The organism is Clavibacter zhangzhiyongii (assembly GCF_014775655.1).
GTDB classification, from domain to species: domain Bacteria; phylum Actinomycetota; class Actinomycetes; order Actinomycetales; family Microbacteriaceae; genus Clavibacter; species Clavibacter zhangzhiyongii.
Genome location: NZ_CP061274.1, coordinates 16,355 through 29,098, shown reverse-complemented (window position 1 = coordinate 29,098; position 12,744 = coordinate 16,355). Strand labels below are relative to the sequence as shown.

The 12,744-nt window shown below is 73.1% G+C and carries 9 protein-coding genes and 1 tRNA gene; 9 read left to right on the top strand and 1 reads right to left on the bottom strand.

Annotation, left to right across the window (positions count from 1 at the left end):
- The first annotated feature begins 49 nt into the window (after positions 1 to 49).
- Together H9X71_RS00135 and H9X71_RS00130 are read left to right on the top strand one after the other, a co-directional pair.
- Positions 50 to 895: an SDR family oxidoreductase gene (locus H9X71_RS00135; RefSeq protein ID WP_191147766.1), complete on the top strand. Its 846-nt coding sequence runs from the start codon at positions 50 to 52 to the stop codon at positions 893 to 895.
- A 93-nt stretch (positions 896 to 988) separates the two neighbouring features.
- Entirely contained in the window at positions 989 to 3,040 is a 2,052-nt protein-coding gene (locus H9X71_RS00130) for an acyltransferase family protein (protein WP_191147765.1), read from the top strand.
- A gap of 109 nt (positions 3,041 to 3,149) precedes the next feature.
- Here the strand turns inward: H9X71_RS00130 and H9X71_RS00125 are convergent.
- A tRNA-Leu gene (locus H9X71_RS00125) sits at positions 3,150 to 3,236 on the bottom strand.
- Between the two features lie 186 nt (positions 3,237 to 3,422).
- On the opposite strand from H9X71_RS00125, the gene H9X71_RS00120 reads away from it, so the two are divergent.
- The 7 genes from H9X71_RS00120 (at position 3,423) to pknB (ending at position 12,638) form a co-directional block, all read left to right on the top strand.
- The gene (locus H9X71_RS00120; protein WP_191147764.1) at positions 3,423 to 4,154 is read left to right on the top strand and encodes an FHA domain-containing protein; all 732 of its coding nucleotides are present in this window, start codon (positions 3,423 to 3,425) and stop codon (positions 4,152 to 4,154) included.
- Positions 4,151 to 4,732, top strand: a complete 582-nt coding sequence (locus tag H9X71_RS00115; RefSeq protein WP_191147763.1) for an FHA domain-containing protein FhaB/FipA — start codon at positions 4,151 to 4,153, stop codon at positions 4,730 to 4,732. Before H9X71_RS00120 ends, H9X71_RS00115 begins: the two co-directional genes overlap by 4 nt.
- A gap of 4 nt (positions 4,733 to 4,736) precedes the next feature.
- The gene (locus H9X71_RS00110; RefSeq protein WP_191147762.1) at positions 4,737 to 5,999 is read left to right on the top strand and encodes a PP2C family protein-serine/threonine phosphatase; all 1,263 of its coding nucleotides are present in this window, start codon (positions 4,737 to 4,739) and stop codon (positions 5,997 to 5,999) included.
- The gene (locus tag H9X71_RS00105) at positions 5,992 to 7,389 is read left to right on the top strand and encodes an FtsW/RodA/SpoVE family cell cycle protein (RefSeq protein WP_191147761.1); all 1,398 of its coding nucleotides are present in this window, start codon (positions 5,992 to 5,994) and stop codon (positions 7,387 to 7,389) included. The genes H9X71_RS00110 and H9X71_RS00105 overlap by 8 nt, the downstream gene beginning before the upstream one ends.
- The gene (locus H9X71_RS00100) at positions 7,386 to 8,837 is read left to right on the top strand and encodes a peptidoglycan D,D-transpeptidase FtsI family protein (RefSeq protein ID WP_191147760.1); all 1,452 of its coding nucleotides are present in this window, start codon (positions 7,386 to 7,388) and stop codon (positions 8,835 to 8,837) included. The genes H9X71_RS00105 and H9X71_RS00100 overlap by 4 nt, the downstream gene beginning before the upstream one ends.
- Entirely contained in the window at positions 8,834 to 10,762 is a 1,929-nt protein-coding gene (locus H9X71_RS00095; RefSeq protein ID WP_191147759.1) for a serine/threonine-protein kinase, read from the top strand. The genes H9X71_RS00100 and H9X71_RS00095 overlap by 4 nt, the downstream gene beginning before the upstream one ends.
- A 133-nt stretch (positions 10,763 to 10,895) precedes the next feature.
- Complete coding sequence (pknB, locus tag H9X71_RS00090; protein ID WP_191147758.1) at positions 10,896 to 12,638, top strand: Stk1 family PASTA domain-containing Ser/Thr kinase; 1,743 nt, start codon at positions 10,896 to 10,898, stop codon at positions 12,636 to 12,638.
- The last annotated feature ends 106 nt before the right edge of the window (positions 12,639 to 12,744 follow it).

Genomic DNA, 12,744 nt, shown 5'->3' with positions numbered 1-12,744 from the left:
CCCGGGAGTGGGATGGGACGACACGACACCCAGGAGAAGAGGAGCAGCCATGTCCCAGCCCGAGCAGCAGCAGGAGGTCCCCGGCACCGAGGGCGACCTGACCCCCCAGGCCGACCACGGCGAGGGGAGCTACCGCGGATCCGGCCGCCTCGAGGGCAAGGCCGCCGTCATCACCGGCGCCGACAGCGGCATCGGCAAGGCCGTCGCGCTCGCCTACGCGCGCGAGGGCGCCGACGTGCTGATCCACCACCTCTCCGAGCAGGAGGACGCCGACGCGGAGGACACCCGCCGTCTCGTCGAGGAGGCCGGCCGGAAGGCGGTCGTCGTCCGCGGCGACCTCGCCGACCCCGCCCACTGCCGCGACGTCATCGCGCAGGCGGTCGACGCGTTCGGCCGCGTGGACGTGCTCGTCAGCAACGCCGCCTTCCAGATGTCGCGCGAGTCCATCGTCGACACCCCCGACGAGGAGTGGGACCGCACCATCGCCACCAACCTCAGCGCGTTCTTCCACCTCGCGAAGGCGGCCGTGCCGCACATGGCGCCGGGCTCCTCGATCATCGGCACCACCTCGGTGAACTCCGACAACCCGCCGCCGTCGCTGCTGGCGTACAGCGCCACGAAGGCGGGCATCGCGAACATGGTCGGCGCGCTGTCGCAGATGCTCGCCGAGAAGGGCATCCGCGCCAACAGCGTCGCGCCCGGCCCGATCTGGACGCCGCTGATCCCGTCCACCATGCCGGCCGAGGACGTCGCGTCGTTCGGCGAGCAGGTGCCGCTCGGCCGCGCGGGCCAGCCCGCCGAGGTCGCGCCCGTGTTCGTGATGCTCGCGAGCGACGAGGCGAGCTACGTCTCGGGCGCGCGCGTCGCCGTCACGGGCGGCGTGCCGATCCTCTAGCGGCCCGCGTCCGCTCCGCCTCGCGCGGTCCGCGGCCCCCCTCCGCACGCGGCATACTCGGCGTAGTCGTGGACGGGGGAGGCGATGCGGCCGATGACGGCGGGGCGGGTCGGGGCGGGCGCCGACGCGCCGACGGGCTCGTCCCCGCGCCGCGCCGACATCCAGGGCCTCCGAGCCGTGGCCGTCCTCGCCGTCGTCCTGTTCCACGCGGGCCTGCCGCTGCCCGGCGGCTTCCTCGGCGTGGACGTCTTCTTCGTGATCTCCGGCTGCGTCATCACGCAGGTGCTCCTGCGCGAGTTCGCGGCGACGGGCGGCATCGAGCTGCGCCGCTTCTTCGGCAGGCGCTTCCGACGGCTCGCGCCCGCCCTCGTGACCGTCCTCCTCGTCACGCTCGTGGCGTCGGCCCTGATCCAGTCCCCGCTCGTCGGCGAGACGACGACCCGCACGGCCCTGGGCGGGCTCGCGGGGGTCGCGAACCTCGTCATCCACCGCACCACGGGCGGGTACTTCGAGCCCGCCGCCGCGTCGAACCCGCTGCTGCACATCTGGTCCCTGTCCGTGGAGGAGCAGTTCTACCTCGTCTTCCCCGTCCTCCTGCTCGCGGTCCTCCTCCTCGCGCGGCGGTCGAGCGCCCGCGCGCTCCCGGCCGCGGTGCTGCTGGGGATCACGGTCGCCTCGGCCCTCGTCGCCGTGGCCACCGCCGCCGGGGTCGACCTCCCCGGCCCGCAGTTCCCCACGAGCTACTACAGCCCCGTGACCCGCGCGTGGGAGTTCGGGGCGGGCGCGCTCGTCGCCCTGGTCCCCGCCGCCCTCATGCGACGGTCCCCCGGGGTCGCCACCGCGGTCCACGCGCTGGGGGCGGGGATCCTCGTGCTCTCGCTCGTCGTGATCGACGCGTCCGTCCCGGGCCCCGGCCCCGCGACCCTGCTCCCCGTCGCGGGCACGGCCCTGCTGCTGCTCGCCGGCGCGGACGCCTCGGGTCCCGTCGCCGCGCTCCTCCGCTCGACGCCGTCGGTCCGCCTCGGCGACATCTCCTACTCGTGGTACCTCTGGCACTGGCCGGCCGTCGTCCTCACGTCCGAGCTCATCCCGGACAGCACGCCGGCGAAGGCCCTCGCGGCCGTCGCGGCCCTCGTCCCCGCGGTCCTCTCGTACCGCTGGATCGAGCAGCCCCTCCGACGGCCGCGCGTCCGCACGAGGCGGAGCACCCTGCGGCTGGCGGCCGTGCTCCTCGTCCCCGCGGTCGTCGTCGTGGGGGCCGTGGGCGTCGCCTCCGACCACGGCTGGGGGATCGCGGAGGCGCGGGCCGTCGCCGCGCAGCACACGGGCTGGGACACGTGCATGTCCTTCGCGACGATGCCGGCCGGGCCCGCGACGAACCCCGACTACGCGGACTGCACGTGGAACGCGGAGGCGCCGGGACGGCCCGTCTACCTCGTGGGCGACTCGAACGCCAGCCAGTTCAGCGAGCCGGTCGTCGCCGCGTCCCTCTCCCTCGGCCGGTCCACGACCATGCGCACCGCCGCCGCGTGCCCGTTCGTCGACGTGCACCGGCGGGCCGGCACGACGTCCGACGCGTCGGACCGCGCCTGCCGGCAGTACTACGAGGACACGCTCGCCTGGCTGGCGGATGCCCCGCCCGGCACCGTCGTCGTCGCGAGCACCGAGGCGTACTGGTCGGGCGGCGAGGCCGCGATCGGGTCGACGCCCGAGGGCGTGAGCACGGACGTGGCGGCGAGGTCCGCCGCCCTGACCGTCGGCCTCGCGAGGACGACGGCGGCGCTGCGGGACGCGGGCCACGACGTGGTGCTCGTCCAGTCCGTGCCGCATCCCGTCCTCAGCGGCCACACGGGCGTCCCGGAGAGCTGCTCCGTGCTCGCGCTGGCCACGAGGTCGTGCGTGCTGTCGATCCCGCGGGCGGAGGTCGAGGCCGTGCAGGCGCCGAGCAGGGCGACGCTCGAGCAGGTCGCGGAGGCGCCGGGCATCAGCGTGCTCGACCTGCGCGCGTCCTTCTGCGACGCGTCCACGTGCTCCATGGACCGGGACGGCGCGCTGCTGTACCAGGACGCCATGCACCTCTCGGTGGAGGGGAGCCGGGCGTCGACGCGGCGCTTCGCCGAGGCGCTGGCTTCCTCGAGCCCCTGACGCCAGATGATGTCTGACGCGAGGAGGCCCCTGACGCGAGGAGGCCCCTGACGCGAGGAGGCCCCTGACGCGAGAAGGCCCCCGGTCTCCCGGGGGCCTCCTGCTCAGCTGGTGCGCGAGGGGGGACTTGAACCCCCACGTCCTCACGGACACACGGACCTGAACCGTGCGCGTCTACCAATTCCGCCACTCGCGCCAACCGGACGACATTATCACGTCGCGGAGCCGATCCCGCGCCGCGCGGGCCGCGCACCCCCGCCGCGGGACGTGCGCCGGGCGCCGTCCTCCCACCCCCCGGAGCCGGTGTCCAGGGCGACGCCTCCCGAGTTGGCTACGATCTCCCTATTCATCCGCGGAGGGACCGCGCGAGGACGGATCACACGTGGGAATCCTGGACAACTTCGAGAAGGGCCTCGAGCGCGCCGTCAACGGCGCCTTCGTGAAGACCTTCAAGTCCGGCCTGCAGCCCGTGGAGATCGTCGCGCAGCTGCGACGCGAGCTCGACACGCACGCCGCCATCGTCGACCGCGACCTCATCCTGGTGCCCAACTCCTTCTCCCTCCGCGTCTCCCGCCCCGACCACGAGCGCCTCGAGTCCATCGGCTCCACGCTCACCGACGAGCTGCGCCAGGCGGTCGAGCGCCACGCGTCCACGCAGGGCTACCAGTTCGCGGGCGTCGTGCAGGTGGCCTTCCGCCGCGACGACCAGCTGTCGGAGGGCGTGCTCGAGATCGACAGCCGCACGGTCGAGGGCAGCGTCACGTGGATCCCCGTCGTCGACGTCGCCGGCACCCGCCACCCGCTCGCGGTCGGCCGCACGGTCATCGGCCGCGGCAGCGACGCGGACATCACGGTCGACGACCCCGGCACCTCCCGCCGCCACGTCGAGATCGCGTGGGACGGCACCCGGGCCCAGGTCCGCGACCTCGGCTCCACCAACGGCTCGGAGCTGAACGGCGCGCCCGTCTCGAAGGCCCCGCTCCCGCCGGAGTCCGTCATCCGCATCGGCCGCACCGCCATCACCTTCCGCGTCGTCCCGCAGGCCACCGAGGAGCGCGGCGGCCGCGAGCCCCAGCGCCAGCGCCGCGATGACGGGTTCTGGGGAGCGTCGTGACCGAGCTGACCCTCCTCGTCCTCCGGCTCGCGTTCCTCGCGGTGCTGTGGCTGTTCGTCTTCGGCATCGTCTACGCGCTGCGGTCCGACCTGTTCGGGCAACGCGTCCGCAAGCTCCGCGAGGAGTCGGGCTCGGCCGGGGGAGCCCCGTTCCCGTCCTCCCCGTACGCCGGCTCCGCCGCCGCTCCCCGGGCCGCCGCCCCGGCCGTGCAGCCGCCGCCCATCTCGACCATGCCGTCGGGCGCGAACTCGGGCGCCGTGCCCTCCCGCGCGAAGGCCACCACGGCCACGGCCCGCCACCTCGTCATCACCTCGGGCGCGAAGGCCGGCACGGAGATCCCGCTCGGCACCGAGCCGCTCACCATCGGCCGCTCGAGCGAGTCGGGCCTCGTCATCCGCGACGACTACACGTCCACCCACCACGCGCGCCTGCTCCTCTGGAACGACGAGTGGATGATCCAGGACCTCGACTCGACCAACGGCACCTTCCTCGACGGCAAGCGCGTGAGCGTGCCGACGCAGGTGCCGCTCGACACGCCGATCCGCATCGGCGCGACCAGCTTCGAGCTCCGGCGGTAGCGGCATGGCGACAGTGACGCAGGCCGCTGCCGTCTCCCACGTGGGCAAGGTCCGGTCGAACAACCAGGACTCGGGCTACGCGGGGCGGCACCTCTTCGTCGTCGCCGACGGCATGGGCGGGCACGCGGGAGGCGACGTCGCCTCCGCGGTCGCCACGAAGCGCATCATCGAGACCGACAAGGCGTACTCCTCCGCGCACGACGCCGAGTTCGCGCTCCAGGCCGGCCTCGTCGCCGCCAACCAGCTCCTCGCCGAGACCGTGTTCGAGCACTCCGAGCTCACCGGGATGGGCACCACGGTCAGCGCCCTCGCCCGCGTCGACCGCCACGTCGCCATCGCCCACATCGGCGACTCGCGCATCTACCTCTTCCGCCGCGGCGAGCTCAGCCAGGTGTCCAACGACCACACCTTCGTGCAGCGCCTCGTCGACAGCGGCCGCATCACGCCGGAGGAGGCGCTCGTCCACCCGCGCCGCTCCGTGCTGATGCGCGTCCTCGGCGACGTCGACGCGGCCCCCGAGGTCGACACCCAGGTCCTCGACACGCACACGGGCGACCGCTGGCTGCTCTGCTCGGACGGGCTCAGCAGCTACGTGGCCGAGGAGCGGATCACCGAGATCCTCGCCACCGCCGGCACCCCGGAGGCCATCGCCGACGCGCTCGTCAAGGAGTCGCTCGACCACGGCGCCCCCGACAACGTCACGGTCGTGGTCGTCGACGTGCTCGACGAGGACGACGCCACCGCCGCCTCCCGCCCCGAGCCCGAGCCGGTGCTCGTCGGATCCGCCGCGCAGCCCCTCGCGTTCGGCGACGAGCCCGCGAAGCGCGCGGTCCGCATCCCGTCGCTCCTCCTGCACCCGCTGCGCGCCACCACGGCCGCGCGCGACGCGCAGTTCGAGCCCGAGTCGGACGAGTACCTGGAGGCGCTGATCGCCGAGGACCGGCGTCGCGCCCTCCGCCGCCGCATCACGTGGCTGGTCGGGGTCACGCTGATCGTCGCGGGCCTCGTGCTCGCGTGCGTCCTCGGCTACCGCTGGACCCAGTCGCGGTACTACGTGGGCGAGTCCGAGGGCACCGTCGCCGTCTACAACGGGGTGCAGCAGACCATCGGCCCGATCGAGCTCTCCCACGTCTACGCGCGCACCGAGGTGCGCGTCGACGACCTGCAGCCCTTCTACCGCCAGCAGGTCGAGCAGACCATCAACGCCGACTCGCTCGCGGGCGCGCAGGACATCGTCAACCGGCTGCAGGAGACCGCGCGTGGCTAGCGCCGGCGTGACGGCCGCCCCCGCGCGCGGCCGCGAGCGCGCGCCCAAGGTGCCGCGCATCCGCGTGCCCCGGCGCCTGCGGAACCTCGAGCTCGCGCTGGTCGTGCTGGCGTCCGTCATCAACGGCGGCGCGCTCTACCTCGTGCAGCTCGGCGCGCTCGGCGCCTTCGACCAGAGCTTCTTCCTGCCCGCCACGGGCCTCGCCGTGCTGGTCCTCGGCATGCACGTGGCCCTCCGCTGGCTCGCGCCCGACGCGGATCCGTTCATCCTCCCCATCGCCACGGTCCTCAACGGCCTGGGGCTCGCGGCCATCTACCGGCTCGACCTCGCGGGCGGGTACTCCGGCTGGGACAGCGTTGCGGTGCGGCAGATCGTGTGGTCGGGCCTCGCCATCGTGTGCGCCCTCGCGGTCATCGTGCTGCTGAAGAACCACCGCGTCCTGCAGCGCTACCGCTACATCGCCATGTTCACGGGCCTCGTGCTGCTGCTCCTGCCGATGCTCCCGTTCATCGGCCAGAACATCAACGGCGCCCGCGTCTGGATCCACATCGGCAGCTTCTCGTTCCAGCCCGGCGAGATCGCGAAGATCTGCCTCGCCGTCTTCTTCGCCGGCTACCTCGTCACCGCGCGCGACAGCCTCTCGATGGTGGGCGTCAAGGTCCTCGGGATGCGCTTCCCGCGGGTCCGCGACCTCGGCCCGATCCTCCTGGTCTGGGCCGTGTCGATGAGCGTCCTCGTGTTCCAGCGCGACCTCGGCACGTCGCTGCTCTACTTCGGCCTCTTCATCGTCATGACCTACGTGAGCACCGGCCGCATCGGCTGGGTGGTCCTCGGCGCCGTCCTGTTCCTCGGCGGCGCGTACGGCGCGAGCACGCTCGGCTACGTCGGCGGCCGCGTCGACGCCTGGCTGAGCCCCTTCGACCCGGCCGTGTACGACGCGCAGGGCGGCAGCTACCAGCTCGTCACGGGCCTGTTCGGCATGGCGTCGGGCGGCCTGTTCGGGCAGGGGCTCGGCAGCGGCATGCCCAACCTCACGCCGCTCGCCAACAGCGACTTCATCCTCGCGAGCCTCGGCGAGGAGCTCGGCCTCACGGGCGTCTTCGCGATCCTCGCCCTCTACCTCCTGCTCGTCTCCCGCGGCTTCCGCATCGGCTTCGCGGGCCAGGACGACTTCGGCAAGCTGCTCGGCATCGGCCTCTCGTTCGTCATCGCCCTGCAGGTGTTCATCGTCATCGGCGGCGTCACGCGCGTCATCCCGCTCACGGGCCTCACGACGCCGTTCATGGCGGCCGGCGGATCCTCGCTCCTCGCGAACTGGATCATCGCCGCCCTGCTGCTGCGCCTGTCCGACACCGTCCGGAACCAGCCCCGATTGGTGGTCGAGTCGTGAACCGCGAGCTGAAGCGCGTCTCCGTGTTCGTCCTGGCCATGTTCGTGGCCCTGTTCGTCGCGGCGTCGATCATCCAGGTGGTCGCGGCGCCCACGCTCCAGGCGGATCCGCGCAACAGCCGCACCATCATCGCCAGCTACTCCGCGGAGCGCGGCTCGATCCTCGTCGACGGCACGCCCATCGCCTCCTCCGTGCCGGTGGACGACCGCTACAAGTTCCTCCGCACGTACGCCCAGCCCGACCTCTACAGCGCGGTCACCGGCTACTACACGCTCGGCCAGGGATCCACGGGTCTCGAGTCCTCCATGAACGACGTGCTGAGCGGCACGAGCGGCACGCAGTTCTTCGACAGCCTCACCCGCACCTTCACCGGACAGGACCCGAAGGGCGCGTCGGTCGAGCTCACGATCGACCCGGAGGTGCAGCAGGCCGCGTACGACGCGCTCGGGTCGCTGCAGGGCTCCGTCGTGGCGATCCAGCCGAAGACGGGCCGGATCCTCGCCATGGTGTCCAAGCCTGGCTACGACCCCAACGTGCTCGCCTCGCACGACCGCGCCGCCGTGAAGCAGAGCTACGCCTCGCTCCTCGCCGACCCGTCGGACCCGCTCATCGACCGGGCGGTCGACAGCCTCAACCCGCCCGGATCCACCTTCAAGCTCATCACCGCCGCCGCGGCCATCGAGTCCGGCCAGTACACGCCCGACTCCCTCCTCCCCAACCCGGCGACCTTCACGCTCCCGGGCACGGGCACCGTCATCACGAACGCGGGCGAGGGCGCGTGCGGCTCCGAGCCCGAGGTCAGCATCGCGACGGCCCTCCGTCTCAGCTGCAACATCCCGTTCGCGCAGCTCGGCATCGCGCTGGGCTCCGAGCGGATCGCAGAGATGGCGGAGGCGTTCGGCTACGGCAAGTCCATCGACGTCCCCATGGCCAGCGCGAAGAGCGTCTTCTCCCCCGACCTCGACGACGCGCAGACCGCGCAGTCCGCCTTCGGTCAGCTGGACGTCCGCGCCACGCCGCTGCAGACCGCCATGGTCACGGCCGGGATCGCGAACGGAGGCGAGGTGATGAAGCCCAGCGTCGTCGACAGCGTCCTCAACCCCGACCTCAGCGAGCTCTCCGGCTTCACCCCCACCCGCTTCGCCGACCCGATCTCGAAGGAGACCGCCGACACCATGACCCGGATGATGATCGACGACGTCCAGACCGGCGTCGCCTCGAATGCGAGAATCAGTGGCGTCGACGTGGCGGGGAAGACCGGCACCGCCCAGAACGGCGCCGACGACCCGTACACGCTCTGGTTCACCGGCTTCGCGCCGGCGTCATCACCGGAGGTGGCGGTCGCGGTCCTGGTCGAGGACGGCGGCGGACGAGGACGATCGGGCTCGGGGAACACCCTCGCCGCCCCCGTGGCGAAGAAAGTGATTGAGGCGGTGCTGGACAGATGAGACCCACGAGCGGACTGACCTTCGGAGGGCGTTACCAGCTGGGCGATCGCATCGCCATCGGCGGCATGGGCGAGGTGTGGGAGGCGACCGACCTCGTCATCGGACGCAAGGTCGCCATCAAGATCCTCAAGGACGAGTACCTCGGCGACCCCGGGTTCCTCGAGCGCTTCCGCGCCGAGGCTCGGCACGCCGCGCTCGTCAACCACGAGGGCATCGCCAACGTCTTCGACTACGGCGAGGAGGACGGCAGCGCCTTCCTCGTGATGGAGCTGGTGCCGGGCGAGGCGCTCTCCACCATCCTCGAGCGGGAGCGCGTGCTCTCCACCGACAAGGTGCTCGACATCATCGCCCAGACCGCGCTGGCGCTCCACGCCGCGCACCAGGCGGGTCTCGTCCACCGCGACATCAAGCCGGGCAACCTGCTCATCACGCCCGACGGCCGGGTGAAGATCACCGACTTCGGCATCGCCCGGATCGCCGACCAGGTGCCGCTCACCGCCACCGGCCAGGTCATGGGCACGGTCCAGTACCTGTCGCCCGAGCAGGCCAGCGGCCACCCCGCGTCGCCCTCCACCGACGTCTACTCGATGGGCATCGTCGCGTACGAGTGCCTGGCCGGCCGCCGCCCCTTCACGGGCGAGTCGCAGGTCGCCATCGCGATGGCTCAGATCAACGAGCAGCCGCCCGAGCTCCCGGTCACGGTCGCCGAGCCGGTGCGCAACCTCGTCATGTCGTGCATCGCCAAGAAGCCGGCCGACCGCCCGCAGAGCGCCGCGCACCTCGCGCGCGCCGCGCAGGCGCTCCGTCGCGGCGACGTCGCCACCGCGACCATCGCCGTCGCGGCCGTCGCGGGCGCCGCGGCGCTGGCCGACCCGGCCGCCACCCAGGCCACGCAGCTCATGCCCTCCGGCCGTCGCGCCGCGGACACGGGGGCCACGACGGTCCTGGCCTCCGCACCCCGCGCGGGCGCGCCCGTCCCCCTCGTCTTCGACGACGACGAGGACGACGAGGAGCCCGAGCAGCCGCGCGCCCGCAAGCGCGCCATCTGGATCTTCGTCGTCGTCGCCGTCCTCGTCATCGCGGCCATCGTCGCCGGTGTGCTCGCCGCCACCCAGAGGCGGGACGATGCGGACCCGGCTCCGGCTCCGACCGAGACCACCGCGTCCCCCACGCCCACCTCCACGCCGACGCCGACGCCCACCCCGACCCCCACGGCCAGCACCGTCGAGGTCAACCGCGACGACTACCTCGGCCGCGACCAGAAGACCGTCTCGTCCGAGCTCACCGCGCTCGGCCTCAAGGTCACCGTGGTCACCGGCGGCGCCGCGCCGTCCGGCGAGGAGGAGGGCCGCGTCACCGCGATCACGCCCACCGGCAGCGTCGCCAAGGGCGCCACCATCCAGATCACCGCGTTCGGCGCGCCCACGCTCCCCACCGCCGCTCCCGGCACGCCCACGGTCACCCCGTCCTCCGTGCGCGCCGGCCAGGCCGTGGACATCTCCTGGCCCGCCTACTCGTGCCCGGCCGGGCAGACCCTCAACGGGTACCAGATCCAGACGGACTCGGTCTCCAGCGGCGCGACGGGCACGTGGGGCGGCAGCACCAACCCCACCAACGCGCAGACGACCTCGGGTGAGATCACCGCGGGCTCGAGCCCCGGCAAGTTCACGGTGAAGTACCTCGCCATCTGCGGCACCAACGAGTCGCCGTACAGCAGCACGGTGACCGTCACGGTCGAGGCCGCGCCCGGTGGATCCGGCACCGGAGGAGGCACGGGCGGCGGCACCGGAGGAGGCACGGGCGGCGGGAACGGCGGCGGCACGGGCGGCGGCGGCGAGGGCGGCACGACCGGCATGGCGCCGTCCCCCGCACCCGGTCGCGCGGACGAGCGCTCGCTCGTCTCCAGCACGCACCGCACGCCCTGACGACGCTCCCGGACGCGGGTGGCGGCGGCTCGTCACCCGCCTCGCGGGCGCGGTCGGACGGCCGCCCGGATCCACAGCGCCGCCCCGGTAAGCTCGTCCCCGTCCGAATCCCGATCCCGACGAGAGGCTGTCCGTGACCGACGCGCGTGTGCTGGGCGGCCGCTACGAGGTCGGGGCGCTGCTGGGTCGCGGGGGCATGGCGGACGTGTTCGAGGGCGTCGACTCCCGCCTCGGCCGCCGGGTCGCCGTCAAGGTTCTCCGCCGCGGCCTCGCCGAGGATCCGGCCTTCCGCAGCCGCTTCCGCCAGGAGGCCCAGGCCGCCGCGCGCATGTCGCACCCCACCATCGTCCGCGTCTTCGACGCCGGCGAGGACGTCGTCACCGACCAGGACGGCGCGACCCACACGGTGCCGTTCATCGTCATGGAGCGCGTCGAGGGCCGCCTGCTGAAGGACGTCATCGTCGACGGCCCGCTCGATCCCGACGAGGCGGTCCGCATCATGCGCGGCGTGCTCACCGCGCTCGAGTACTCGCACCGCGCCGGCGTCGTGCACCGCGACATCAAGCCCGGCAACATCATGGTCACGCCCACCGGCCAGGTGAAGGTCATGGACTTCGGCATCGCGCGCGCGGTCTCCGACACCTCGGCCACCATCGCGCAGACCACGGCCATCCTCGGCACCGCCCGCTACTTCTCCCCCGAGCAGGCCAAGGGCGAGTCGGTGGACGCCCGCACCGACCTCTACTCCGCCGGCGTCGTGCTCTTCGAGATGCTCACCGGCCAGGCGCCGTTCCGCGCCGACACCGCCGTCGCCGTCGCTTACCAGCACGTCAGCGAGACCCCGGTCGCGCCGAGCTCTGTGCAGGAGCACGTGTCCCCGCAGCTCGACCAGGTCGTCCTCCACGCCATGGCGAAGGACCGCTACGCCCGCTTCCAGACCGCGGGCGACTTCCGCGGCGACCTCGACAGCGCCGCCGCCGGCACCCTCGCCGTGCGCGAGGCGCCGACGAACGACGTCGGCGCCACGCTCTTCGGCGCCCCGGCCGGCCCGTCCTCCTCCCAGCAGGCGCTCCGCCAGCTCGGCGTCGACGACGACCGCACCGTCCGCACGCAGAGCCGCCCGCCGGTCCCCTGGATCTGGGCGGGCGTCACCGTCGTCGTCGTCATCCTCATCGCCGTGGTCATCTGGGTCACGAACCTCAGCAGCATCGGCCCGCCGGACATCAGCCCCACGGTCCCCGAGGTCGCCGGCAGCACGTACGAGAGCGCCGCGGCGGCCCTCGAGGAGGCGGACCTCGTCCCCCTCGAGCGCATGGAGCCGAGCACCGCCGTCGAGGAGGGCCTCGTGCTCCGCACCGATCCGGACGCCGGCGAGAACGTCGCCTCGAAGACCGAGATCGACGTATTCGTCTCCTCGGGTCCGCCGGAGGTGCAGGTCCCCAACATCGCCAACATGGACGAGGGCACCGCCACGGCGAGCCTGGAGGCCGCGGGTCTCGCGGTGGGCGAGGTCGTCCGCCAGTCGTCCCCGACGGTGCCGGACGGCGTCGTCATGCAGTCCGAGCCCGCCGCCGCCACGTCCGTCGACGAGGGATCCGCGGTGAAGCTCGTCCTCAGCAACGGCAAGGTCACCCTCCCCGACGTGCTCGGCCAGCCGCTGGCCGATGCGCAGACCCTCCTCGAGTCGTCCGAGCTCGTCGTCACCACGCGTCGCGATCCGTCCTGCACGCGCGCCGACGGATCCCCGGTGAGCCAGCAGTCCGTGCCCCCGGGCGACGTCGCGCAGCGCTCCACCGTCGCGCTGACCTACTGCACGGGCGCCGTGCGCAGCACGCCCACCGCCCCGACCCCCGCGCCGTCTCCCACCGCCGGCTGATCCCTCGGGGCATCTCCGCTCCCTCCGCGACGAGGGCTCGTGCCCGCGGCCCGCGCCGACGTCATGGGCCGCTGCACCGCATCCAGCGCAGGCCTCGGCATCTCGG